This window comes from Companilactobacillus farciminis KCTC 3681 = DSM 20184 (assembly GCF_002706745.1).
In the GTDB taxonomy this organism is placed as follows: Bacteria; Bacillota; Bacilli; order Lactobacillales; family Lactobacillaceae; genus Companilactobacillus; species Companilactobacillus farciminis.
Genome location: NZ_CP017702.1, coordinates 274,538 through 300,930 on the forward strand (window position 1 = coordinate 274,538; position 26,393 = coordinate 300,930).

General features: G+C 36.1%; 22 protein-coding genes and 1 other annotated feature. Of the genes, 14 read left to right on the forward strand and 8 right to left on the reverse strand.

The features are described 5' to 3' along the window. Window positions 1–49 precede the first annotated feature (49 nt). The gene (locus LF20184_RS01320) at window positions 50–694 is read left to right on the forward strand and encodes an FMN-dependent NADH-azoreductase (protein ID WP_010018844.1); all 645 of its coding nucleotides are present in this window, start codon (window positions 50–52) and stop codon (window positions 692–694) included. A 44-nt stretch (window positions 695–738) separates the two neighbouring features. On the opposite strand, the gene LF20184_RS01325 is transcribed toward LF20184_RS01320, so the two are convergent. After that, window positions 739–1,083: a hypothetical protein gene (locus LF20184_RS01325; protein ID WP_010018842.1), complete on the reverse strand. Its 345-nt coding sequence runs from the start codon at window positions 1,081–1,083 to the stop codon at window positions 739–741. A 198-nt stretch (window positions 1,084–1,281) separates the two neighbouring features. Here LF20184_RS01325 and LF20184_RS01330 point away from each other — a divergent pair, with 198 nt between their 5' ends. Continuing rightward, window positions 1,282–1,791 (forward strand): DUF2798 domain-containing protein, encoded by a 510-nt coding sequence (locus tag LF20184_RS01330; protein ID WP_010018840.1) that lies wholly within the window; start codon window positions 1,282–1,284, stop codon window positions 1,789–1,791. A gap of 405 nt (window positions 1,792–2,196) precedes the next feature. Here LF20184_RS01330 and LF20184_RS01335 read toward each other — a convergent pair whose 3' ends face one another. Further along, window positions 2,197–2,655, reverse strand: a complete 459-nt coding sequence (locus LF20184_RS01335; RefSeq protein WP_010018838.1) for a nitroreductase family protein — start codon at window positions 2,653–2,655, stop codon at window positions 2,197–2,199. An 82-nt stretch (window positions 2,656–2,737) separates the two neighbouring features. Here LF20184_RS01335 and LF20184_RS01340 point away from each other — a divergent pair, with 82 nt between their 5' ends. From LF20184_RS01340 to LF20184_RS01365, 6 genes are all read left to right on the forward strand, one after another. Further along, a complete protein-coding gene (locus tag LF20184_RS01340; RefSeq protein WP_010018837.1) occupies window positions 2,738–3,223 on the forward strand; it encodes a GNAT family N-acetyltransferase in 486 nt (161 codons plus the stop codon). A gap of 328 nt (window positions 3,224–3,551) precedes the next feature. Then, window positions 3,552–6,083, forward strand: a complete 2,532-nt coding sequence (locus tag LF20184_RS01345) for a M1 family metallopeptidase (RefSeq protein WP_010018836.1) — start codon at window positions 3,552–3,554, stop codon at window positions 6,081–6,083. A gap of 668 nt (window positions 6,084–6,751) precedes the next feature. After that, window positions 6,752–7,492 (forward strand): metal ABC transporter ATP-binding protein, encoded by a 741-nt coding sequence (locus LF20184_RS01350; RefSeq protein ID WP_010018835.1) that lies wholly within the window; start codon window positions 6,752–6,754, stop codon window positions 7,490–7,492. Then, window positions 7,492–8,343, forward strand: coding sequence for a metal ABC transporter permease (locus LF20184_RS01355; RefSeq protein ID WP_010018833.1), 852 nt, complete (start codon window positions 7,492–7,494; stop codon window positions 8,341–8,343). The genes LF20184_RS01350 and LF20184_RS01355 overlap by 1 nt, the downstream gene beginning before the upstream one ends. Beyond that, on the forward strand, window positions 8,340–9,275 hold the full coding sequence (locus LF20184_RS01360; RefSeq protein WP_010018831.1) for a metal ABC transporter substrate-binding protein: 936 nt from the start codon (window positions 8,340–8,342) through the stop codon (window positions 9,273–9,275). The genes LF20184_RS01355 and LF20184_RS01360 overlap by 4 nt, the downstream gene beginning before the upstream one ends. Before the next feature lie 159 nt (window positions 9,276–9,434). Further along, complete coding sequence (locus LF20184_RS01365; protein WP_010018830.1) at window positions 9,435–11,690, forward strand: hypothetical protein; 2,256 nt, start codon at window positions 9,435–9,437, stop codon at window positions 11,688–11,690. A 123-nt stretch (window positions 11,691–11,813) separates the two neighbouring features. Here the strand turns inward: LF20184_RS01365 and LF20184_RS01370 are convergent, their stop codons facing one another. Next, window positions 11,814–12,512 (reverse strand): Bax inhibitor-1/YccA family protein, encoded by a 699-nt coding sequence (locus LF20184_RS01370; protein ID WP_010018829.1) that lies wholly within the window; start codon window positions 12,510–12,512, stop codon window positions 11,814–11,816. Between the two features lie 211 nt (window positions 12,513–12,723). Between LF20184_RS01370 and LF20184_RS01375 the strand changes: the two genes are divergently transcribed. The 4 genes from LF20184_RS01375 (at window position 12,724) to LF20184_RS01390 (ending at window position 15,243) form a co-directional block, all read left to right on the forward strand. Further along, window positions 12,724–13,077 (forward strand): hypothetical protein, encoded by a 354-nt coding sequence (locus LF20184_RS01375; protein WP_010018828.1) that lies wholly within the window; start codon window positions 12,724–12,726, stop codon window positions 13,075–13,077. Between the two features lie 9 nt (window positions 13,078–13,086). Then, complete coding sequence (locus LF20184_RS01380; protein WP_010018827.1) at window positions 13,087–13,815, forward strand: hypothetical protein; 729 nt, start codon at window positions 13,087–13,089, stop codon at window positions 13,813–13,815. A 2-nt stretch (window positions 13,816–13,817) separates the two neighbouring features. Further along, entirely contained in the window at window positions 13,818–14,792 is a 975-nt protein-coding gene (locus LF20184_RS01385) for a hypothetical protein (RefSeq protein WP_010018826.1), read from the forward strand. Between the two features lie 94 nt (window positions 14,793–14,886). After that, on the forward strand, window positions 14,887–15,243 hold the full coding sequence (locus LF20184_RS01390) for a hypothetical protein (protein WP_010018824.1): 357 nt from the start codon (window positions 14,887–14,889) through the stop codon (window positions 15,241–15,243). A gap of 35 nt (window positions 15,244–15,278) precedes the next feature. On the opposite strand, the gene asnA is transcribed toward LF20184_RS01390, so the two are convergent. Then, entirely contained in the window at window positions 15,279–16,286 is a 1,008-nt protein-coding gene (gene asnA / locus LF20184_RS01395) for an aspartate--ammonia ligase (RefSeq protein ID WP_010018821.1), read from the reverse strand. 88 nt (window positions 16,287–16,374) lie between these two features. Then, window positions 16,375–16,622: a binding site (T-box leader), on the reverse strand. A 162-nt stretch (window positions 16,623–16,784) separates the two neighbouring features. On the opposite strand from asnA, the gene LF20184_RS01400 reads away from it, so the two are divergent. Further along, window positions 16,785–17,762 (forward strand): AbiH family protein, encoded by a 978-nt coding sequence (locus tag LF20184_RS01400; protein WP_157769876.1) that lies wholly within the window; start codon window positions 16,785–16,787, stop codon window positions 17,760–17,762. Window positions 17,763–17,796: 34 nt separating this feature from the next. Here the strand turns inward: LF20184_RS01400 and LF20184_RS01405 are convergent, their stop codons facing one another. Further along, window positions 17,797–18,414, reverse strand: a complete 618-nt coding sequence (locus LF20184_RS01405; protein WP_010018819.1) for a LysE/ArgO family amino acid transporter — start codon at window positions 18,412–18,414, stop codon at window positions 17,797–17,799. A gap of 123 nt (window positions 18,415–18,537) precedes the next feature. Here LF20184_RS01405 and LF20184_RS01410 point away from each other — a divergent pair, with 123 nt between their 5' ends. After that, window positions 18,538–19,989 carry an aminotransferase-like domain-containing protein gene (locus tag LF20184_RS01410; protein WP_010018817.1) on the forward strand — a complete coding sequence of 484 codons (1,452 nt, stop codon included), beginning with the start codon at window positions 18,538–18,540 and terminating at the stop codon, window positions 19,987–19,989. On the opposite strand, the gene LF20184_RS01415 is transcribed toward LF20184_RS01410, so the two are convergent. The 3 genes from LF20184_RS01415 to LF20184_RS01425 all read right to left on the reverse strand — a co-directional run bounded on the left by LF20184_RS01415 (window position 19,975) and on the right by LF20184_RS01425 (window position 26,279). Further along, window positions 19,975–22,860, reverse strand: a complete 2,886-nt coding sequence (locus LF20184_RS01415) for a DEAD/DEAH box helicase (protein WP_010018815.1) — start codon at window positions 22,858–22,860, stop codon at window positions 19,975–19,977. The genes LF20184_RS01410 and LF20184_RS01415 overlap by 15 nt on opposite strands. Before the next feature lie 127 nt (window positions 22,861–22,987). Then, complete coding sequence (locus LF20184_RS01420) at window positions 22,988–25,882, reverse strand: DEAD/DEAH box helicase (RefSeq protein WP_010018814.1); 2,895 nt, start codon at window positions 25,880–25,882, stop codon at window positions 22,988–22,990. Beyond that, on the reverse strand, window positions 25,872–26,279 hold the full coding sequence (locus LF20184_RS01425; RefSeq protein WP_010018813.1) for a (deoxy)nucleoside triphosphate pyrophosphohydrolase: 408 nt from the start codon (window positions 26,277–26,279) through the stop codon (window positions 25,872–25,874). The genes LF20184_RS01420 and LF20184_RS01425 overlap by 11 nt, the downstream gene beginning before the upstream one ends. Between the last annotated feature and the right edge of the window lie 114 nt (window positions 26,280–26,393).

Sequence of the window (26,393 nt, forward strand, 5' to 3'; positions counted from 1 at the left end):
AATTGAATTGTAGTATTAATTTATCAATTAAGACAGGGGCAAATTAAGAATGAAAACATTAATTATTAACGCACAACCAGATTTTAGAAATAACAGTCACTATTCAATCAAACTTCAGAATTTATTTTTGAAAAAATTCAACGAGAACTTTCCTGATGAAACAGTCGATTTGATTAATTTATATGAAGAAAAAATCCCTCAGTTAACTACTTCAGAATTGTTAGGAATTTGGGAAAAACAAGCTAAGCACATCAGTTTAACTCCTGATCAAGAGCAAATCTACCAGATCAATCAAAAACTGATTAATCAATTTAAATCACATCATCGAATCGTTATCGTATCACCATTGCATAACTTTAACGTTACTTCGAAGATGAAAGACTATATCGACAATGTTTTGGTAGCTCACGAAACCTTCAAATATACACCAGCGGGTTCAGTTGGTTTGATGACTGACGATTACAAAATGATGTTGTTGCAAGCAAGTGGTTCGATCTATACGAATAATGATCGTTATACGCCGCTAGAGTTTTCACGCATGTATTTGAACGGGATTTTTCGTGAATTGATGGGCTTTGATGACTTTTCAATCGTGAGAGTTCAAGGCTTGCAGACAGATGGTGTCAACATCGATGAAGCAATGGCTCAAGCGGTTAATGAGTTAGATGATAAGTTCACTAAATTTTATAATTAAAAAAATAAGCCCAGCTAGATTTAATTTCTAACTGAGCTTATTTACTATATTTTGAATACGCCATTGTCAAAAGGCAATTCAACGACAACATTGTCTGTTAAAGTGAATTCTTTAGTGTTTTCGAATTCTTTTTTGAAATCAGTTGCTTCGTCATTGCTGAAAATAGCTTTGATCTTGTCGACGATATCATCTTTATCCATTGAAGTGTGGAATTTATAAAAATCCAAAACCTTTTGAGTTGAGTTCATGGCAACAAAAGCGCTGCGACTGTTTTTGTTAGTGTATAAATAACAAACGTTGTCTAAATAACCAGTTTCTACTTTCTTATATAATTCCAAGTTATCCAAGCCGATATTTGATAATTTGACGAACTTAGTTTGTTTGTCCATTTTCGTACCTACGTTTCTTCTATTTATACTTAGTTTGAGTTGGAAAGGGCTGTTTGTCAATCTAATTAGAATGAGTACGTTTTCATTTAAAAATGCAAGCGATTTTTTGAAATTGTAATCAAACTGTAACTTATGAAAAAATTTTTAACGTGGTATATTTAATTTCGCTGATAAAAAAATAGGAGTGTGGGAAAATATATGCCACGTAATTTAAAAGAAGAAGTTGTATTCACAGCCATTATGGCCGGATTGATGGTGTTAGTAATGACAGGTTACAACGTCGCAATGGCACAGGGATTAAGTAGTGGACTAGTTATGGAAATCTTAAAGGGTTATCCACTAGGTTTGATCGTTGCGATTATCTTAGATTTATTGATTGTTGGACCAATTGCTAAAGGATTGGCTTTCAAATACATTATTAATGATTATATGAAGAAAAATACCGTTTTGATCGGTATTACAATCTCAGTTATGATGGTTCTTGGAATGGTAACATTCATGTCATTCTTCGGAATCGCTGTTGAAGGAAAGCTAGCTCAAGGACACATCTTGGCTACTTATGGTCATACTTGGATCTTTAACTTGATTGTTGCTCTACCATTGCAATTGATCATCGTTGGACCTATTGCTCGTGGAGTTTTGGGTAAGATGCAAAGTGCTGCTGCTAAGAAAGCTGAAGCAGAAGAAATCGTTGAAGAAGAAGTTTAATCTAAAATTAGGACGCTGAATAAGCGTTCTTTTTTATTTTCTAGTACGAATTAAATGATAGTAAATATAATTAAAAACGGTAACGAGTAAAGTGCTGACTAAAAGATAACCAAAAGAGTCTTGATGGATGGAAATGCTCAAATTAAAATTATTAGGACTGTGTTCAATCGACGTATTTTTAATTATGAATGCAACGACTAACGCCCATAGTGCCATGGTTAAAAGAGAAGTGAATTTACGCATACTATCGCTCCTTTAATAGAAATATTTATAATTTAAGTATATAGGGATGTTTTGAATAAAACTAGCATACAAAAGAATTATCGCTGTTTATTTGCCAACGTGAAGTAAACCCCTTAGTTTGTTTTCTGTCCAAACTAAGGGGTTCATTTCAACTCACTTTTTCTATTTAACGATATTAGTTTTAATTCTATCCATCGATATTTCACGTGGAACAAATTTTTCAGAAGTTTGACCAACGGTTAAAGCAAAGACTGCTTTGAAACCATCAGGCAAAACATCACTAGGAATTGAGCCAACGCTCGCCATATTGTAATTGGCACCCAATCCTTGGTCTTCAGCGGCTAATTCCATGTTGTGAACAATGGCACCGGCAGAAATATCTTCCATAGTATCGGGATTCTTGGCTGAAACGACGATAACAGTTGGAGCATCGTAAATTCCGCTCATTTTGTTAAGGACCTCAGGTTTTTGAATAACTGTTAAGCGATAATTGTCATATTCACCCATACCAACAGGTCCAGCGTTACCAGCTAGTAAAATTTTGTGGAGTTGTTCGTCAGTAATTTGACCGTTATATTGGCGAACAGCTTTACGAGAACTAATCATTTTTTCAGTTTCCATAACATCAACACTCCTCTTTTAACTCTATGATTATGATAGTATAAATTAATCAAAATATTAATCATTTAAATTGAGGTCACACATGGAAATTACTAAAGTAACATTAAAAGACTTACCAGAAATCGTTAGAATAGAGAATTTAGGTTTCACACCCGAAGAAGCGGGAACGAAAGAACAGTACCAAGATCGAATCGAAAAATTACAGGATACTTTTTTAGTAGCTCGTATCGATGAACAAATAGCAGGTTTTGTAGTAGGACCGGCTGTCAAAGAAAAATTCGTGGAAGACTGGATGTACGAGAACACGCCCAAGAATTTACCGACCGGTGGCAATCAAATTATCTTTACCATCGCCGTTGATCCCAAATTTAGAGGACACAGTATTGGGAGTAAGTTGTTGAAGGCAATGGAAGATAACGCTAAAAAAGCTCAACGAGAAAGTATCTCTCTAACTAGTTTGGAAAAGAATCTACCATTTTATTTGAAGAATGGTTTTAAGAATCTCGGAGTAGCTGATTCAGAACATGCCGGTGAGACTTGGTATAACTTGGTTAAAGTAGTCGATTAGAATAGATATATTTTTTGAAACATATGAGTCAAATTTAGAAACAGTTTATCTAGTCGGGAGCGAGAGTCCTGGAAAATGCTCAGCCGTGAAATTTTTACTTAGCGATTTATCGTTTATGTAAAAGCCCCATCTTGAAGACTTTGCCCGTACTTGGTCTTAGCAAAGGCTCCAAGTGGTGGCCACAGCGTTCCAGCGTTTTCCAGGGCCGAACGGACGACGGCAGCGTAATACTATTTTGATTCAAATCATTTCAAATATGTTGAAACTCATCTAAACTAAAGATTATAATTAATTAGAAGTGTATTAAAAAAAGATTAAAGGGGAACTTATGACTGAAATAACACGTTTTTATGATAAATTTCAACCTAGCCGCTATGATGTCTTTATCGATATCAACCGTGGTACAAAACAATTTTCTGGTAAGACTGTTATTGATGGTGAAGCTAAAGTGCCATCAATTTCTATCCACCAAAAGTATTTGAATATTGAATCTGTTCAAGCTGATGGTAAAGATGTTCCATTCACTACTGACGATAACAATGATGCAATCAATATCGATTTACCACAAGCTGGTGAAACAACTTTAACTATCACATACAATGCCAAGCTTACTGATTCAATGATGGGTATCTATCCTTCATATTACGAAGTAAATGGCGAAAAGAAACAAATTATCGGTACACAATTTGAAACTACTTTTGCTCGTCAAGCTTTCCCATGTGTCGATGAACCTGAAGCCAAAGCTAAATTTGACATGGCTATCAAGTTCGATGAAAAACCTGGCGAAACAATTTTAGCTAACATGCCTGAAATCAGAACTGAAAATGGCATTCACTACTTCGATACAATGGTTAAGATGTCAACTTACTTGATTGCCTTTGCCTTTGGTGATCTTCAAAGTAAAGTTACGACAACTAAGAGTGGCGTTGAAGTCGGCGTTTTCGCAACTAAAGCTCACAAAGCTAACGAATTAGATTTTGCCTTAAGTATTGCTAAACGTGCCATCGAATTTTACGAAGACTTTTATCAAACACCTTATCCACTTCCACATTCATGGCAATTGGCACTTCCTGATTTCTCTGCCGGTGCAATGGAGAACTGGGGACTAGTAACTTATCGTGAAGCTTACTTGATGGTTGATCCTGACAATACTTCACTTGATACTAAGCAATTAGTCGCTACTGTTATTACCCACGAACTAGCTCACCAATGGTTCGGTGACTTGGTAACTATGAAGTGGTGGGATGACTTATGGTTAAACGAAAGTTTTGCCAACATGATGGAATACGTTGCTGTTGACGCTATCGAACCTGATTGGAATGTCTGGGAATTATTCCAAACATCTGATGTTCCAGCTGCTTTACAACGTGATGCGACTGACGGTGTTCAATCAGTTCACGTTCAAGTCAACAATCCAGCTGAAATCGACGCTTTATTTGACTCAGCTATCGTTTATGCCAAAGGTGCTCGTATGCTAGTTATGGTACGTTCATTGTTAGGTGACGATAACTTACGCGCTGGTTTGAAGAAGTACTTTGAAGCTCACAAGTACGGTAACGCTCAAGGGGATGACCTTTGGAATGCTTTAGGCGATGCTTCTGGAATCGATGTTGGTAAGATTATGCACTCATGGCTCCAACAACCAGGTTATCCAGTAGTTTCAGCTAGTGTCGTTGACGGTAAAATTCAATTGTCACAACAACAATTCTTTATCGGTGCTGGTAAAGATGAAGGCCGTCTATGGCAAATTCCTTTGAACAGTAACTACGGTGCTGCTCCTAAGATTATGGCTGACCAAACAATCACAATTGGCGACTACGAAACATTGCATAAAGATGCCGGTGTGCCATTCCGTCTAAATGTCGGTAACAATTCTCACTTCATCGTTAAATATGATGAAACTCTCTTGAATGATATTTTGGCAAACATTGACTCAATCGATGCCATTTCACAACTCGGTATCATTCAAGACCTACAATTATTAGCCGATGCACATCAAATTTCTTACGCTTCAATCGTGCCATTGTTGACAAAAGTTTCTGACAGTAAGTCAAATGTTGTTAACGCTGCTTTGTATCGTACAGCCAACAATTTGAAGAAATTCGTCACACCAGGTTCAGAAGCCGAAGAAAACTTGAAGGCGTTCTTCAACAAATTGAGTGCTAACCAAGTTGCTCGTTTAGGTTGGGAACCAAAAGAAGACGAATCAAATGATGATCAATTGACTCGTCCTTACGTTCTCAATGCCGCTTTGTACGCTAAGAACAAAGATGCTGTAGCTCAAGCTCACGAGATTTTTACTAATAATAAAGATAACTTAGGTGCATTATCAGCTGATATTCGTTTGTTAGTTTTGAGAAATGAAGTTAAGAATTACGGTAGTGCAGAACTATTCGACAATTTGTTGAATGATTACGTTAAATCAAGTGACCCTAGTTACAAAGCTGACTTGGCAGTAGCTATCACAAGTACACCAGATGCTAACTTGATTCAAAAACTCGTTAAACAATTTGAAAATGCTGATGTCATCAAGCCACAAGACTTACGTGCATGGTATCGTGGAACTTTGGCTAACGAATACGCTCAACAAGATGCTTGGGACTGGATCAGAAATGACTGGAACTGGCTAGAAAAGACTGTTGGTGGAGACATGGAATTCTCAACTTACATCACCGTTACTTCAATGATTTTCCATACACCAGAACGTTTGGCTGAATTTAAAGCCTTCTTCGAACCAAAGGTTAATACACCAGGTTTGACACGTGAAATCAAGATGGATATTAAGATTGTTGAAACTAAGGTTCAATTAGTTGAAAGCGAAAAGGATGCCGTTAATAAGGCAGTTGCTGAAAATAAATAATCTTTTTAAGATTAAGCTGCCGTTGTCCGTTCGGCCCTGAAAAATGCTGGAACGCGGTGGCCACAACTTGGAGCCTTTGCTAAGCCCAGGTTCGGGCAAAGTCTTCAAGATTGGGCTTCCACTAAGCGATAAATCGCTAAGTGGGATTTCACGGCTGAGCATTTTCCAGTACCTCGCTCCCGACTAGATAGTGATTTCTATCTTTATATAAATTACTTCAGAAAATTAATAGAAGATATTATTAGAATTGCAGTGTAGTGCTGTGGTTTTAGTAATATCTTCTTTTTTTATGATGCTACAAAGAAATAGAGTGGTTGTTTAGAAAGTATGTGTCTAATTCTATTAAAGTAGAAATTGAAATTTAGTCGGGAGCAAAAGCCCTGTGATGGCTCAGCCGCCAGATTCTTGTTAGTGCTTTAGCACTTACAAGAAGGCCTAGTTTTGAGATTTTGCGTCTTTGGGACCATGCAAAAGCTCAAAATAGTGCCGGCAGCGTTCCAGCCAATCACAGGGCTTTTGCGGACGACGGCATATTTATTCCCTCTCTTTAAAATTAAACCGTATTTAAAATTCAAGTTAAGCAAACCTAATAATTTTCTTGAAACGCCATAAGGTATATGTTACTCTTTGGATAGAGCGGGTAATCCGCCTAAGAATGGAGGCTCTTTATGTTAACTGTTAAGAACCTCACTGTCGCTTACGATGACACACCAGTATTTTCTGATGTTGCCGTTAACTTTAACGCAGGTAAAATCACTGGAATCATTGGACCGAACGGTGCAGGGAAATCTACACTCATTAAGGCAATTTTAAATCTGATCAAAATAAAAGATGGTCATATTGACTATGATGGTCAGACAATGAAATCAGTTCAAAAGCAAGTTGCTTACGTTGAACAAAGAAAGGATTTAGATTTAACTTTTCCAATCGATGTCTTTGATGTCGTCCTTACTGGGACTTATGGAAAATTAGGCTTGTTTAAAAATCCGGGCAAAGCCGAGAAGAAACTTTCACAAGATGCTTTGGCACAAGTCTCACTGACGGAGTTTGCTAAACGTCAAATTGGGAATTTATCCGGTGGACAGTTGCAGCGAGTTTTCGTGGCTCGAGCAATCGTTCAACAAGCAGAAATTATCATTTTAGATGAACCCTTTGTTGGAATCGACTTGCAGAGTGAAACAGCTATTATGAGAATTTTGAAACAGTGGCGAGATGCTGGTAAGACAATTATCGTCATTCACCACGATTTGAATAAAGTTCACGCTTATTTTGATGATTTGGTGATTTTGAATCACGGTATCGTGGATTTTGGACCTACTAATGAAGTTTATAATCCAAAAAATATCGAACGAGCTTTTAGTGCAGATCTTTCTTCAGTCTTGTTTGCGGAAAAGGAAGGTGTGCAGTGATGGCATCAATAGTAGAATTTTTTAATGCTTTAACCAAATACGACTTTCTGCAAAGTGCTTTATTAACAGCAGTTATGGTCGGAATTATGTCAGGGATAATCGGTAGTTTCATTATTTTACGAGGGATGTCCCTGATGGGAGATGCCATCTCGCATGCGGTTTTACCCGGAGTTGCTGTGGCTTACATGTTAGGTATCAACATTTTATTAGGAGCATCAGTCTTTGGTGTTCTGGCGGCTTTGTTGATTGGTTTTGTCGCCTCACGAAGTAAAATTAAAACTGATACGTCAATTGGGGTCGTTTTTAGTGCCTTTTACGCTTTAGGATTTATTTTGATTTCAATGGCCGAAAGTTCCACTAACTTGCATCATATTTTATTTGGAAATATCTTGGCAGTTAGTGACAGCGACATTATGACTACAGCGGTTGTATTAGGTTTAGTAATCTTGTTCGTAGTCGTGTTCTATAAAGAATTGTTGGTAACGTCATTTGATGAAACTTACGCTAGAACGTACGGCTTGAAAGTCCAAGTTATTCACTACGCTTTGATGCTGGTGTTAACTTTGGTTACTGTCTCCGCCTTACAAACGGTCGGAATTATTTTAGTGGTAGCAATGTTGATCACGCCAGCCGCAACAGCCTTTTTATGGACTGACAAATTAAACATTATGTTAGTTTTGTCGGCAGTCGTAGGAATAATTTCAGCGATAACCGGCCTGTACTTTAGTTACACATTCAACTGGGCATCAGGTCCGGCAATCGTTATCGTGGCAGCTAGTTTGTTCGCCTTATCGTTTATCTTTTCACCAAAGCAGAACTTCTTTAAATTGAAAAGGAGTGTGGCTCGATGAAGAGAATTTGGATAACTCTAGTCGCTGTGATTGCGATGATCAGTGGAGTTTACTTCTTCTTAAATAGTCGCGATAATCATTCTGCTGATTTAACTGCCGGCGATAAATTACAAGTCGTGACGACTAATTCAATTTTGGAAGATATGGTCAGAAACGTTGGTGGCGACCGAATTGAATTGTACAGTATCGTCAAACGAGGAACTGATCCGCACGAATACGAACCACAACCAAGTGATGTTTCAGCCGCAACTGAAGCTAATGTGATTTTCCACAACGGTTTGAATTTAGAAACTGGTGGGAATGGTTGGTTCAACAAACTAGTCGAGACTTCGCATAAGAAATTCAATGAAGATGTTTTCTCAGCTAGTAGTGAAGTAACACCAGAACATTTGACGACCAACGTGAATGAAGAAGATCCACATGCTTGGTTAGATTTAGCCAACGGGGTCAAATACGTTCAAGTTATTACCAAAGTTTTGAAGGAAAAAGATAAGAAGAATGCCAATTACTATCAAGCAAACGCTGATAAATATATCGCTAAGTTAGAAAAATTGCATCATCAAGCACAATCAAAATACTTAGAAATTCCTGAAAAACAACGTCTGCTAGTAACTTCAGAAGGTGCGTTCAAGTATTTCGGTAAGGCTTATCACGTAACACCAGCCTATATTTGGGAAATTAATACCGAATCGCAAGGAACGCCTGAACAAATGCAACGGGTTTTGGGTAAAATTAGAAAGTCTGACGTTAAAAACTTGTTCGTTGAATCTTCTGTTTCACCTAAATCGATGGAAAAAGTATCGAAGGAATCTGGTTTAGAAATTTATTCTAAATTGTTTACTGACTCTTTAGCCAAAGAAGGTAGTGATGGAGATACTTATTATTCAATGATGAAGTGGAATATTGATCATATTTACGACGGATTAAAATAAAAAGTTCTCACATTTAATTGTGGGAACTTTTTTCATTAAATCATAAATTATTATTTTAAAAATGATATTTTATTTATTGCTTGTAATTATTGTTAATGGGTATAAAATTTATATTAATCAGATATTGTGATTAATATAACGTACTTTATGGGGGTTGCTATGAGTGGGAAAAAACGATTATTATTTTTAACTTTTTTAGCAATATTTTTTAATTTAATAATTATTCTAAACAGTCCAGTGACTTCTCTTGCAACTTCACAAACGGATGCTTTGAATGAATCAATGGAAGGATTAAACGATGCGCCGAATAATTTAGGATTAGATTCGACACAGTTTACGCCAGGGGATTTAAGTGGATACAATGGAACAAAAAATTATGCTATCTTGGAAACTGCTATGGGACGACCAACGGCCGCTTCTTATGATCCATTTCGTGCTATTAGAGTAAACACCTATAAGAATCAAGCGGGAGCTATCTGGTCTAACGTCGAAGGTGGGAACTATGTTGATATAACTAAGCAACAGACCCTATCTTTATGGATGTATTTTGGACCCAAAACGCACAAAAATAGTAGTGACGGTTTTGGTGATGGGATGGCCTTTGTTTTACAGAATTCTGACGATGGAATAAAAGCTTTTGCTCATAAGGGAACTGAAATAGGTAGAGGTGAAAGTATGGGTGTTTGGGGAATTGATAATGATACCTCAGTAACTGATCCACTTCAGATAGCTAATACTGCTATTCAAAAGAGTTGGGCTTTGGAATTTGATACTAACTCAAACTCTTCAAAGAGTTCCTATGATGACTTTGATTATAATATTTCAGGCCAACACATTGCCTATGGTTATCCTGGTAGTTCAAATACGTATATAAGAAATACTTCTGGATTGATTTTTAAAGAAAATTATTTCTCCATGTTGTATCAAGGTATTAATTACATCGAGTTGCATGATGGAAAATGGCATCATCTGACTTTGACTTGGCATCCTAATGATTTCACTATCACGTATAAATTCAATGATAAAAATCTTGATGGTTCTAAAGGAGCTAATCCTTTAATAGCGACCACTTCTGCAGTTCAAGCGAACGAATTTGGTGGACACGATGCTTTGAATAAAATCGGTGGAAAATTGCGTTGGGGATTCGTCTCTAGTAACGGGGATGCCTATGAAGCTAATTTGATTGCTTTTGAATCTATCCCTTCTGAAATTGAAGGTGAAGTTTCCTCAAATATTGTCGATCAAACGCAGAATAAAGCTATCAAAGATGATAGTACTGATAATACAGTTAATTCTGGTGATGATTTAGCTTTTAACTATAATTTAAGCTATAAGAGTGGTAGTGAGGATTGGACCGAGAATGTCGCCAAGATTGATTTGCCATCGAATGTGACTTTCTCAAATGGAATTATCGGTTATGTGACTTACAATAATGCGACTGATGATAAAAGTGAACCAATCTATGCTAGTGAAATAACGACAAAAGAAAATAGTACTACTCAAGTTGTTACGCACACTCTTGGTCAAGGATTAAATGATACTAATAAAAATGCAACAATCACACTTTATGGGGTAGCTAACACGGTGTATGCTAATACATTGGTGGCTTCAGCTCATGCTAATTTTAGTAGTCCCAATTTAATTCAAGATACAGATACCCCAGAATTTGTTATTCAAAAAAGTAAGCCAATCAATCTTAGTTTGGATCAAAGCAATATTTCAGTCGGCGTTGGTAAGAATGCCAATATAACTGGTGTCGTATCTTATGCGGATCAAACAACGGTAAATAATTCTGATGTTACAGTTTATGCTACGTTAAATGACGATTCATTGGACAAATTTACTTTGGCTGATAGTACTAATATTGCGAATACAACTAGTGGAAAATTGAATTTTGATATTCCTTACAATAAATTGACGCAACCAACTAATACTTTAAAAGTTCATGTCATGGACAAAAAAGGTAATGTCTCCACAACTTCAACGGTTGTAATAACGAAGACCGGTGGATTAGCTTTGAGTGTAGATGATTATTCCTTTGGAAATATTAACCAAGCTACACCATCAATGTTGATTCCTCGAAAAGGTACTTGGAATATTTTAGTTGAAGATAGTCGAAAAGATGGAACAACATCGCCTTGGAAGTTATCAGCTTCTAATGAAGGTTTATCAAATGGAGATACATCGTTTAAGGGTAATGTTATTTTCAAAAGTTCCAGTGGCGTGATAACCAATCTTTTCAACAATGATAATGTACCGATTGCTACAGGTTACAAGCAAGGTAGCGGACGTGAAGTTACTAATGTAGGGCAAAATTGGAATGACTCTGAAGGAATCATGTTAAAAACTACTGGACAAAATACCATCGGAAATTACTCCGGAAAAATGGACTGGGTTTTATCCGACACAATTTAAATAATAAAAAGCAAAAAGACTCGAAATCATAGCTGAGGGCTAAATGTTTTCGAGTCTTTTTGTAGATTTCATATAATACTACCTTATTTTTTAAAAGGCAAAGGATACGTTTCGTAAATAGTTCTAGTTGTTGTCTCCAAATAGTTGTAACAAGCTCAAGAAGACGTTGATGAAGTCCATTACCAAAGTGACTGAAGCAAGTAAGGCAATTGCACCAAGACTACTTGAAGTTGAGTTACTTTGATAAATACGTTTGATGTTTTGAGAATCAAAAGCGATGTAGAACAAGAAGAGAATAACTATCGCTGCACTGACTAACATCATCAATGGAGTACTTCTGAAAATTAACAAGTTGATAGCTTCGATTGCGATAATTGAGATAATTCCAATCATCAAAGTTCGGTTCCACTTCATAAGGTCCTTTTTAGTAAAGAAACCAATAGCGGCTGAAACAACGAAAACAACTGAAGTAAGAGATAACATTTGAATAATACTTCTAGCTGAGTAAATGTAGAAAATTGGAACTCCGATAAAGGATAGTGTGAACAAGAAAGCTAAGTAACTAATGAAAGTTAAGAAGTATGATCTCGTTGCAAAATACCCACATAAGCTAATGAAAGCAATCGGTATACCAATCATCAAAATCATGGAAATAATTCGATGTTGTGCCATTCCTTGGAATATTGCCATTGAGAATGCTTGGTTATTAGCAATGGCTTGCGCGCTGATCATCCAAAAGGCGATTCCCAACCCAGTATATAAATATACTAGGGATGTGAATTTAGCCAAACCAGCGGATTTTACTTTGTCTATTGTTTGCATATAATCCACCTCTATTTTAACTATTATAACAATTGTACAATAGGATAACATTTCTCGTAAAATTAAGAAACCGCTTGAGTTTATTATCTAATTTGTGTAGTTAATTTACTTTGATATAAATCAATATTTATTTTTTTGTCCTAAGCGACCAAAACGACATAATGTGTCGTACCTATTTTATACAATGTAGATATCAACACAGGAGGTCGCTATGCAGATTGGAAATGATAAAGACTCGCCCCTGAGCCCGGTATTGTTTGTACCTTTAATGGTAGAAAAGCAATCCGAGTTGCAGAGAATCATTATGAAAAGTACGGCTTATTTCTTTTTGGAGCCACAAGAATTTCAAGCTTTAAAGAAAGCTACTTTGGGTTCATTAAAAGATATCAAGACTGATGAATATGTCGTCGGAGTTTGGAAAAACAGCGATGGTCAATTTGTCGTGACTAGTATTTATCGCAATAATTTATACCAACATAGTTTATTAGATTTTGGTCGTATTGGGGACATAGTGACAGGGTTACCAGATGATTTTCAACAAGCAGAACGATTTTTTATTAAATAGGAGGGAATTATGGGATTAAAAGTAAATGTTAACCCATGGGCTAAAACGGATGAAAAAATTTTAGATGAGGATAAAGAAGCTTTGGATTTTAGTAAAACGGACGTCAATCCAAGTCAAGTTGTTGGCAATCCGCAGACAGCCAATTTATTTTTGTGCCTGTTGAAGCCGGAAGTAAATAATTATTCTCAAAAAGTTATTTCGACGGATACTAATATTTTGGGACAAGAATTGCGTAATTTAAAAGCAGGCAAGAGTGAACATTATTATTTAGATTCGTATTATTTTTATTTGTTGCGTCAAGATTCAAAAGTTGTCTACTATGATTTCTTGAAAAATGATGCTGATGAAACTTATTTTGATAACTTGAGGATTTGTGATTTGCGCTTGTTAGCCTATCAAGATGCCACTTTAAAAGCTGATAAAAGCTATGCAGATTTGAAGTCAGCTAAATATGTTTCCTCGTTGATTATTGATCGGATTTTGGACTTTTCAATCAGTGCCAAACCAGTTTTCATTTTTAAGAATTATGATCAGTGGGCTCAAGTTATCATGCAAGCCTTACGTGAAAGAACTGATTTAGAGGATGAAGAGTTAGTCGCCAAATTTAACTTATTAACTGATTACTTCTATGAATTTTCTTCCAACGACTCGGCTATTACGAAAGAAAATATTCACAAAGTTATGAAGTTAGGCGAGTATGACGAAATCAGCGACTACTTAAAGGAAGTTAGGGGATAATAGTGAAAAAATATTGGGGAATTTTAAGTGCTATTTTGGTGGCAGTCACCTTGACCGGATGTGGCAATCACAATCAATCAAAATCAAGTGACACTAAGAAAGTTACGACGCATAAAGTAGCCAAGACTAGTCATAAAAAGAAAGCTAAAAAGACTACCAAGAAAACAACTGCTAGTGCCACTAGTACAGCTTTTTCAAACCGTCAATTTATTGCTTCAGCGGGAGAATTTTATTCAGGAGTGTTCTTCAAGGGCAATCAATTTATCTGGAAATATACTGCTCCAACAACAACTAATAGCGATGGCAGCTCTAGTAATGATGACAAGTTCTTTATTTTGCAAGGAACTTACAAGTATTTGGCTAGTTCAAAAATTTTAACATTAAATATTAACAATCAATCGAAGACTTATACCGGAAAAGCTTTACAACTAGATAAGTATCAATATCAAAGTGTCTCTGCACCAGCAATAGCTTCGACTTTACAATTTAAAGTTAGTGATGAATCTGGAACTACAGTCTTGCAACCGATGAGTAAGAGTCTTGGAAATGAGATTGCAGAGGCTAATAAGAATGGTAAAGATGATCCTAATTTGACTTATGACAATGTTATCAGCAAGTATAGCGTGCAAAAAGTCGATAGTTCGATGCAACAAGTCAAAAAGGGCATCAGTAGTGCAGCAGAATTTCAAGATTTCATCGTACACAATATGGATAATCCTAATCCCGATTTGGAATTGACGTCTGTTGCTAACGATGGCAAGGATTATGATATTTATGATTCAGGCGATACTACTAGTGATACACCACAAAAAACAATCAAAGCTAAATATACTTTGCACGTCAATAACCCAGTCGGTGGATCTGAGAAATACTTCTTGGGTGATGACGATAATATTTACTGGTCACCGGAACAACAAACTCATAATTGGTTAGAAGAAGGTATGTCAACGCAGTACCATCAACTTTACAATTTGTAATTAAAAACAGTCCCTCTTTTGTCGAGAAGGGCTGTTTATTTTTATATTAAGCTAGCGCTGATATAATGAAGAAAAATTAGCCAGAGGTGAGACTATGAAAATCACTAAATTATTCTTTGAAGAAGGCGGATTTTTTGGCGTACCAGAATTTGGTGAAATAGATCTGCTGAATAAAACATTGAAATATAGCAAGGGAATTCTGGATTCTGAACGTTCTGGGTCGGCCGTAAAAAATGATTTGAGTGAAGAACAAATCGAATCGTTACAAAAAAGAATCGCCGATTTACATTTGGAAGATTGGCAAACTGAATATAGTGATAATGACATTTTGGACGGTACTCAATGGAGTTTAAAGATTTCTTTTGATAATGGTAAGAATAAAGAAATTTTTGGTTCCAACAAGTATCCTGATAACTTTGAAGCTATGAAAGAATTATTCGATATTAACTAAAAAAAGTCGCTGAAATTAATCAGTGACTTTTTGTTTTATAGCAAGTGAATGTCGTTTTCTTCACATTTTTGACGTAAGTCTTCTGGCCAAACAGCAGCTTGGACTTCACCAACGTGAGCTTTGCCAAGAAGTAACATACATAGACGAGATTGTCCGATACCACCACCGATTGTGTATGGTAGTTCGCCGTTTAGTAACATTTGGTGGAATGGGAGCTTTTCACGATCTTCTTCATGAGCAATCTTTAATTGTTCAAGCATTGATTCTTCACTAACACGGATACCCATACTTGAGATTTCTAGGGCGTGCTGTAAAGGTTCATACCAGAATAAAATATCACCGTTTAGTTTCCAGTCATCATAGTCAGGGGCACGACCGTCATGGCGTTTACCACTCTTCATAGGTCCACCGATTTGCATTAAGAAGACACAGCCAAGTTCTTTACAAATAGCATCTTCACGTTCTTTAGGTGTCTTGTCAGGCCATCTGTCTTCTAGTTCTTGAGTTGTTACGAAGTGAATTTCGTCAGGCAAGTGGTGAACAGCCTTAGGGAATTTGTACCAAACCTCGTGTTCCATGTGCTTGATAACTTTGAAAATTTGACGAACTGTGTGCTTCAAAGCAGCTGTGTTACGTTCATCCTTAGCGATGACTTTTTCCCAGTCCCATTGGTCAACGTAGATTGAGTGGATGTTATCAAGATCTTCGTCTTTTCTGATAGCATTCATATTAGTGTAGATACCTTCGTGCATACCAAAGCCGTAGCGTTTCAAAGCTAGACGTTTCCATTTAGCCAAAGAGTGGACGATTTCGATAGTTTCGCCAGGTAGACCTTTCATAGTGAAGGAAACAGGAGATTCCACACCGTTAAGGTTATCATTCAAACCAGTACCTTTTTCAACCATCATAGGTGCTGATAAACGTGACAAATTCAATTCTTTACCAAATTCATCTTGGAATGTTTCACGGATGTATTGAATAGCTTTTTGTGTTTCTTTAACAGATAATTTTGGATCATAATCCTTAGGTATAATTAAGTTCATGTAGTTTTCCTCCAATTAGTTGCCGATTGGCCAACCTTATTCTTTGCAAAATAAAAAAGTCTTTCATCGCAGTTATTAAATTAATAATAACTGGGACGAAAGACTTCGCGGTACCACCCAAGTTGCCTATATAAAATAGACCAGCTCAATAAGAACACTAACATGTTCCACCGATGGTAACGTACCGGTTAACGTCTGTACTTACTTTGATTGCTCATTTTAGCCAGAAACATTAAGAAAGTGTTATTCGAAAAGTCCATTTACTAATTGGGTTCTCACCATTCCCAACTCACTGTTAGTGTGGAAGATTCTACTCCTCTTTCTTGTCGTTTTTTATCTTGTGACACTAATATTAGCATCTTTTTTGAAAATGTAAACAAGTAAATTTGATTTTTATTAATTTTGGCATGAATTATTAGAGGATAATTAATGAACTCGCACGAACATATGTTTGATTTGTGTGATATTATATATATTAATAAGCGAGGGGGAAAAAATTTGAACTTAACTTTTTTTATTGGCAATGGTTTCGACATAAGAAACGGATTACCAACCAGATATAGTGATTTCTATAAAGAAATTAATAATAAATCTGGAAATATGATTTACAAAGATATTGAATCTAATAAAGAAAACTGGAGTGATTTTGAATTAGGATTAGGTAAATTAACCATTTCTAAAAAAGTAAATACTGATATAGAGGAATTCATAGAATCTTACAATGAAGTGCTGGATGATTTAGATAAATATATAAAGAAATGTGAAGACATGATTTCTGTAGTAGATGCGGTAAAATTGAATAATTCTTTTTTGAATGATATCACTAAGGTTTTTCAAAATTTAAAACCAACAGGGAAAAATAGAATTCAAATATTGATGGGTCTAGGAGCGGGAATTAATATAAATTTTATTGATTTTAATTATACGAGTCTTCTGGATAAATGTATTGGAAATAAACATAATTTTAGAAAAGATGATAAAAATTATTATTTAAAAACAAATGTTCATATACATGGAACTGTAGATTCATATCCTATAGTTGGGGTAGACAATAGAAATCAAATAAATGAATCTTGGTTGGGATATCACGCGGTAGAGAACATGTTAAAACCCGAAATAATAAAAAAGATAGGTTATGGTGCATATGATAAGACAAAAGAAATTATTGAGAAAAGCGATGTGATATATATTTTTGGTTCTTCATTGGGGGATACAGATAGAACCTGGTGGATACAAATATTAAATTGGCTTCATGCCAGTTCTGAAAGGGTTTTAGTAATTGATCAATACGGATTTAATGAAGAAGAAAAAATTAATGCAGTAAGGTATATATCCGAAAAGGAAAAAATAAAAGACAATTTTGTGAAATATGCTTCTACTGAAAGAGACATTAATAGAGTTTATAATCAAATATTTATTACAAATAATGATAAATTATTTGATTTTTCAGAATATATAACAAAAAAGAATAAATAAAACCTCAAGTTCGATTGAGAACTTGAGGCTCTTTTTATGCCAATAACAAAGTAATGAAATTCCAAAATAGTTTGCCACCATAAAGAATAATAATAAATCCACAAACTAGATTGATAATTCTTAATACTTTAGCATTGAACTTGTCTTTAAATTTGGAAACAATAATGCTCAATAAAATGAACCAGAGAGCTGAAGCAATTCCCACACCGGCGATGAAAATGGGGTGGCTGTAACTAGGCAAGGTTACTTGAAAAGCTCCCAACATCATTGAGCCGTCGATAATTGCTTGTGGATTGAACCAAATAACTACAAAAGCTGAAGAAATAGTTTTGAAAAGCGTCATTTCAGTTGTAGCTTCGGCACTAATATCAGTCGTTTGTGAGCGCAGAAGATTTATCCCCATATAAATTACGATCAAACTGCCGACCAACAAGATGATCAATTGTAGCCATTCGAATTTTTTCATGATAGCACCAATACCAAAGAAGCAGGCAAATGCAAGACTCACGTCAAAAATAATGATGATAATTGCCGTCAACAGTGACTTTCTTCGCGATTGGGTCAGAGCAGAATTGATGACGAATAAATTTGCTAAGCCGATTGGCGCATCGTAAGCAATCCCCATAGTTAATCCTTGTAAGAAAAAGTTCATGATTAGTCCCCCTTTACCAACCAAATTGTATTGATTTTTACCAACATTAACGATTATATAAGTGTTAGAGAGTAAAGTAACCATCCAAACTGATTAACTTTACCCAACCAAAAGGAGTTAATCATGCAAAAAAATATACCACTACAAATTACTTGGCAACCTGATAAAAAAGCTAAAATTCCAGTTTACCGCCAAATCGTGCAATACGTCTGTGATCAAGTCGCTAGTGGAGCTTGGCCTATCAACTCAAGATTGCCGTCACAGCGGGCTTTAGCGTTGATGTTCAAAGTCAATCGCAGCACCATTTCAACAGCTATCGATGAACTGACCTCTTATGGAATTATTTCTGGTCAACACGGTGCGGGGACGAGAATTGTCAGTAATACCTGGTCGGTGATGTTGCCAACCAAACCAAGTTGGAAAAAATTTATCTCAGCCGGATACTTAAAAGAAAGTGACCGTCGGCTGCAACAAATAAATCAGCTGGAATTTTCACCAGATATCATTCGTTTAGGAACTGGTGAATTGGATCTACGATTATTTCCACAAAAAATGTGGTCAAAAATTATGCAAAAATTGAGTACTAAAGTTACTTCTTTAGGATACGCTGAACCTTTGGGAATGATGAATTTGCGTTTGGCGATAGTTGAGCACATGAAAAAAATTGGAGTAAAAGTATCGGTAGAAAATATCTTGATAACTTCGGGTGCGCTGCAAGGTTTGCAATTGATTTCGTCGTGCATGTTGGAAGAAGGCAGCACTGTTTTTACTGAAGCGCCGACTTATTTGAAATCGATTCAGATGTTTCAGTCGACCGGATTGAATTTGAAGGGTATTTCTATGGATCATGACGGTTTGGAATATTGGCAGATGGAGAAATATTTAAAAGAAAACCAGCCGGCAATTCTTTATACGATACCGACTAATCAAAATCCCACTGGTATTACGATGAGTTCCGTTCGCCGTCAAGAATTGATGAATTTTTGCATAAAAAATAGACTACCAATCATAGAAGATGGAGTCTACCAAGAATTGTGTTTTGAAAAAGCACCGTTGCCACTCAAAGCAATCGATGAAAATGGTATGGTGATGTATTTGGGCAGTGCTTCAAAAGCTTTGGCACCAGGGCTGAGAATTGGTTGGGTGATTGCCCCAGAAGCAGTAATCAAGCGACTAGGAGATGCCAAAATGCAAATGGACTATGGAGCAAGTTCCTTGTCACAACTAGTGTTTGCGGAGTTTTTGGAAAGTGGTATGTATGATCAGTACTTGGCTGATTTGAAGATTACTCTGAAGAAACGCCGTGATAATGCCTTGGAAACTTTGGGAAAATATTTTAAGGATATTGCCACATGGGACGTGCCAGTCGGTGGTTTTTATATTTGGCTAACCTTCAATTCTGATGTAGAAGTGGATGATTTGTTTGAGAAAGCCTTGGATAAAGGGATACTTTTGAATCCTGGTGATATTTATGACTTTCGACACAATCGTTCGTTGCGGATTTCATTTGCCTACGTGACCGAAAAAGAATTCAACGATGCTATGAAAAAGATTGTCGATTTAATCCTCGGCTAAAAATCTGTATAAGCCTAGGTCGACTTCATGTTCCAAGCGCAAGATAAATTCGACTAACTTCGTTGGTTTACCGTCGACATTTTCTTTGATGACATCTTTAGCACTGAGCGTTTTTGCGGATCCAAGATAGTAGAAATCTTTGCCATCGATCCGGTCATCGTTGGATTTTCTGATGAATAGTTGAATCATGCCGAAATCTTTGTGTTTAAGGAGTTTGCTTTCTACTGTGCTAGAAGTTGTGCGTCCACTCTTAGAGAATAGGGGAATCGTTGAACGATCAAGGAAAGTATTATCATAAACTAGCTTATTTTGAACCTTTTTATTTTTTTGGAGAGAAATGAAGACGGGAAGAAAACGTTCATCATCTCTTAGAGCATAACCACCGATATTTATGTAATTGGGTTCCTTTGGCCAATTTAGCATCTTGATAATATCCGGACGGTAGTATTTTTCACCGATAGTAAATCTATTTTGGTAAATTTCTGGGTTTTGCGATACATTCCAGAGGTTTGCATCAAGGGCATCTTCAAAATAATTTTTAAAAATTAGCGATTGCAGCAGTTGCTGGAATTCAGAAGTGAAGGCCCACTTGTTGTTAGTGCGTTTAATAAGAACCATTTGACCGTATTTCTTCTGTTTTACTTTTGAGAAGTAGGTGAAGCACAAAACTGATGCTACGTTGTCCAAAGTTTCTTTATCGCAAAAAATATTTTGGACTTTTAAGCCTGATAAAATTTCTTCGTCGGTTAAGACTGGTTGGTCTAATAATTTTTTCAAGATCCAAGCTTCGACAGGACGTTTGGAAACGGTGATTTCTGCAGAGATGAATTTTAAAAATGCATATTGTTTCTCAGTGAGGACGTTTGAAAAATCAATTTCAAATTTGTTTTGCATATCGTAGAGGGTGTCGAATTTATCAATTATATCGGAAACTTCGATGCTACCCATTTTGGCAAAATCCAAGAGCATTGGTTGACGTAGGCCAATTTTTTCTTTGAGATTTTGATAAGCATTTTTGAATCGTTTCATGTCGTTCAAGCGAGCTTTAGAAATGGAAGCAAGAATTTTTTGTCGGGCGACTTCTTCAAAATGAATCGTGGAAACGCCGGAGATGCTGGGACTGATAATTTGTTTGCGAATCTTTTCTTTATTATTAGTGTGCGAACGGTCAAAAGCCATCGGAATCATATAATTCTCGTCATAATTACCGATAAAATCTAAGATAGTGACGTATTCTTTGTGGGCAAATTTACGCAAGCCACGACCTAATTGTTGAAGGAAGATGATGCTAGATTTGGTAGGACGCATCATGACAATTTGATTGAGAATCGGAATGTCGACACCCTCATTAAAAATATCGACCGTGATGATATATTGCAGTTCACCTTTAGTTAGTTGGTGAACTGCTTTTTCGCGTGCTTCAACAGTATCTTCAGCGGAAACGAATTGAGCATTGATACCTTTGTTAGTCAGTTTGATGGCCAATTCACGACCCTCAGCGATGCGACTGACAAAAATTAAACCGTGGACGGTATCTTTTCTAGGACCATAATAGTTAGTTTTATCAATTAGATGATTGACCCGTTCGTCGGATACGAGGTATTTGAGACTAGTCTTGTCGTCGATCACTTCGCCATCTTTTTCATAGTCAGTGACACCGATATAGTGAAAAGGCGTCAACAAGTTGTGGTCCAATGAATCTAGCAAAGATATTTCATAAGTCAAATTGTAATCAAAATATTCGTAGACATTTGTTCCATCAGTTCGTTCGGGAGTGGCAGTCATTCCCAACATGAATTGTGGTTTGTAAAAATTCATCAAACGCTGATACATGGTTTCTTTTTCACCATGATTATTTTGACCAACTCGATGAGCTTCGTCGATGATTATGTAGTCAAAATCCTTGGAGCCGAGTTGTTCGCAAATTGATTTTTTAGAAACCATGTTGACGGTGGCGAAAAGATAGCGTGCGTTGAGGTTCTTTTGACTGCCGCTGAGAATGCCGTAATCACTGTCAGAACCACCTAAGATTTCTCGGAAACTAGACATTGCTTTACGCAAAATTTGTTCTCGATGGACGACGAATAATAGCCGCTTAGGTTGAAATTGTTGGACATCAAAAGCTGCCAGATAAGTTTTTCCGGTTCCAGTGGCCGCAACAACTAGACCTCTTTTGGCATGCTGGGCATCTCGAAGGTGTTTCAGAGCTTCTAAAGCCGGTTTTTGCATCTGATTGGGAACGATTTTGCCAGATTTATTAACTTTTTTCTTTCGAGAAAACGATGAGTAGTTTGGTTGCCAATCTTCTTTGTACTCGTCAATCCATGCTTGGGTCAGTGGAGTAGCCTGTTGCCAAAGTTTCTCCAGTTCGGATTTAGCATTACGAACGATCTCGCCACGCTCAGTTGAAGTGATGCGTAGATTCCATTCGAAGTTATTTTTCAAAGCATTTTGAGTTAAATTGGCACTTCCGATTACTAAACTTTCGTAGTCATCATGGTTGAAATAGTAGGCCTTAGTGTGAAATCCATCTTGGTCTAAAACTCTGACGTCGAGATTGGGAATTTGGAGTAAATCTTCAAATACTCTAGGATTGTTGAAGCCAAGGTAAGTTGAAGTGATTAATTTTCCATGAACACCGTGGGTCGCAATGTCAGCTAGGGTACTCTTTAGATCTAACAAACCACCCGAAGTAACAAAGGCAACTGCAATCGTAAATGTTGTGGCATTGCGCAGTTCATCTTCAATCGTATCGAGAACTGTACCATTTTGGTTGGTCACTAGGGCTGGTTGGTAGCGGGATAGCGACTGGATTGAATTGTCGATAAAACCAAAGTTTACGCCTTTGTTGATTTCTTGGTTGGTATTCATTAATGAGCTCCTAGTTGTGAATGATTTTGGGATAAGTATAGCAGATGTGGGATTGTGGTGGAGTGAGTAGAATCTTTATATAAAAATAGACTCCCTATTAAAAGGAGTCTAAAAATTATAATTCTTGTTAGCTTTCTATTAGGGCACGATATAAACTAAGATCTACTTCACGTTGTAATCGGAGAGTAAAATCAATTAATTTTGTTTTTTTATTATCCGAGTTTTTGGCAATTTTATCTTCAGCATTTATAACACGTGCAGATCCTAAATAGTAAAAATCTTTACCTTCACGCTTGTCATCATCAGATTTTTTGACAAATAACTGAATCATTCCAAAATCTTTATTACTAATAATTTTACTCTCAGTTTTACTAGTAGTTGAACGACCACTTTTTGAGAACCATCTCATTGTTGAACGGTCTAAGAATTCATCCTCATAGGCCATTTTATTTTGAAAATTCTCAGTCTTTTCTAGAGCTATAAAAACAGGTAGAAATTTAGAGTCAGGTCTCATAATATAACCGCCAACGTTTTGACCAGTTTGTTCTTTTGACCAATTTAGTAATTTAATAACATCGGTACGATAATACTTCTTACCAATAGTAAATCGAGTATTGAAATTCATTGGGTGATTTTGGAGCTTTAATAAGTTCACATTAATGGCATCTTCAAAATATCGTTTGAATTCTTTTGAACTTAAAGCCGATTTGAATTCGGGAGTTAATTCCCATTTGTTATCAAAATGATTAATCAAAGGAGTGTCGCCATATTTTTGCCGATTTTTATCCATGAAGTAACTCAGATCTAATATAGAAGCGACGTTTTTTATAGAGTCATCATCATAAAAGATATTTGCGGCTCGAAGTCCAGACAAAATTTCATTATCGGTTAGTGTTTTTTTAATTGATAATTGTTTTAAAATCCAAGCTTCAATTGGCCGTTTTGAAACAGTGATCTCTCTGGAAATGAAATCTAAAAATGCATATTGCTTGGCGTCGAATGATTGAGAAAATTCTTTTTCGAATTTTAGTTGCATATCGTATACGGTGTTAAATTTATGCACTATATCAGAAACAGTAATAGTTCCTAGCTTAGCAAAATCCATAAACATAGGTGGTCGAAGGCCAATTTTATCTTTTAGATTGTTGTAGGCATCTCTGAATCTTTTCATACTTTCTAATGAAGCTTTTGAGACAGCTTTGAGTACTCGATTACGGGCTACTTCTTCAAAATGAATGGTAGAGACTCCGGAAATGCTAGGACTAATAATTTGTTTGCGTATTTTTTCCTTATTACTGGTGTTAGATTGGTCAAAGGCCATTGGGATCATATAATTTTCGTCATAATTCCCAATGAAATCTAATACGGTAACTGATGTTTTACCAGGGAATTTACGTAATCCTCGTCCAAGTTGTTGTAAAAATATAATGCTGGACTTAGTAGGACGCATCATAACAATTTGATTTAGGCAGGGAATATCTACACCTTCATTAAAGATATCAATAGTTACAATATATTGGATTTCACCCTTGATTAGTTTCCGAACCGCTTTTTCTCTAGTATCAATTGAATCAATTGCTGAAACAAATTGAGCATTTATATCTTTTAGTTTTAATTTGGCTACTAAATCACGGCCTTCTTCCATACGACTAACAAAAATTAAGCCATGAACGTTTTCTCCACGTGGTCCATAGTATTTAGTTTTGTCTACTATATAATTAACCCGTTCATCAGATACTAAATACTTTAGACTAGTTTTATCATCAATAATATGACCGTTTATTTCATAATCTGTTACCCCAATATAGTGAAATGGAGTAAGAAAATTATGGTCTAATGCATCCAAAAGAGAAATTTCATAGGCCAGATGGTAGTCAAAATATGCATAGACATTTGTACCATCGGTACGTTCTGGTGTGGCGGTCATGCCAAGCATAAATTTTGGCTCATAAAAATTCATTAGTTTTTGATACATGGTTTGTTTTTCAGTGGCTTGATTTTCACTGACTCGGTGAGCTTCGTCGATAATTATGTAATCAAATCTTTTTGAACCTAGTTGCTTACAAACATTTTCGTTAGAAGCCATATTTACTGTAGCAAAGAGATAACGAGCATCAATTTGTTTTTTACTTCCACTAAGTATGCCGTAGTCTTTATCAGGACCACCCAAGATTTTTTGGAAACTTTCTTTTGCTTGTTCCAGAATTTGTTCACGGTGTACAACGAATAAAACTCTTTTAGGCTTAACGTTTTTAACGTCAAAGGCTGCTAAATACGTTTTTCCTGTTCCTGTTGCTGCGACCACTAGGGCCTTTTTTGCATGTTCTTTTTCTCTTAAATCTTTTAGCGACATTAAAGCATTATTTTGCATTTCATTAGGTGAAATTGTTCCAGGTGCTTGATCTTTTTGAGAAGGTTCTGATACTGAAAGAGCTGGTGGTTCCCAGTTTTGTCGATATTTTTCTATCCAAGAGTTAGTAAGAGGAGTCGCCTTTTGCCAGAGGTCGTCCAGTTCTCTTTTGACACTTTGAACAATATCTCCACGTTCAGTGGAAGTCACTCTTAGATTCCATTCAAAGTTTTTCTTCAGAGCATTCTGAGTTAAATTGGCGCTTCCAACTAGAATACTTTCATAATTACCATGATTAAAATAGTAAGCTTTTGTATGAAATCCGTCTTGATGTAAAACTCTGACATCTAGATTAGGAATGTAAGATAAATCTTCAAACATATTTGGATTATTAAATTTTAAATAGGTCGATGTAATTAATCTACCTCGTATACCATGGGATGCGATGTCGGCCAAAGTACTTTTTAAATCTAATAGGCCGTCAGATGTGACAAATGCTACTGCAATGGTAAACGATTTGGTACTACGTAATTCCTCTTCTAATGTATCAAGGACAGTTCCATTATGGTTGGTTACAAGCGAGGGTTGATAACGATCTAGTGATTCGATCGAATTATCAATAAAGCCAAAATCTATCCCTTTTCTTATGTTGTTTTCGTAATCAGTATTCATAATTGAATCCAGTCTTTGCTAGGGCTTTAATTACGGCGACATCACTAGGGGCCCAGTCTAATGCAAGAGCTTCATCTGGAGTAACCCAACGTAATTCATCATGCGCGATAGTTTTAGAAATATTACTGTCTAATCTGACGTAATAACAATGAAGTATTACTTCTCCAAATTCTAATTCTGCAATTCCATCAATAGAAAACTTTTCAAAAACGGTTGCTTTTGCACCGAATTCTTCTTTTAATTCTCGTGACATAGCAGCTTCTGGCGTTTCTGAAGGTTCGATTTTTCCACCGGGAAATTCCCAATACCCTCCAAGAACTCGATTAGATGCACGTTGTGCAGCAAGTAACTTGTGATCTTTAATAATGATTGCTCCTACAACTTGAATTTTACTCATATGACCACTCCTATTAATAGTTATTTCAATAGATCTAGTATATCAAAATGAAAATAAATAAGGCTTTTTGAAAAGCAATAACATTTTATCTGCTTCTTCCAAAAGATTTTATTT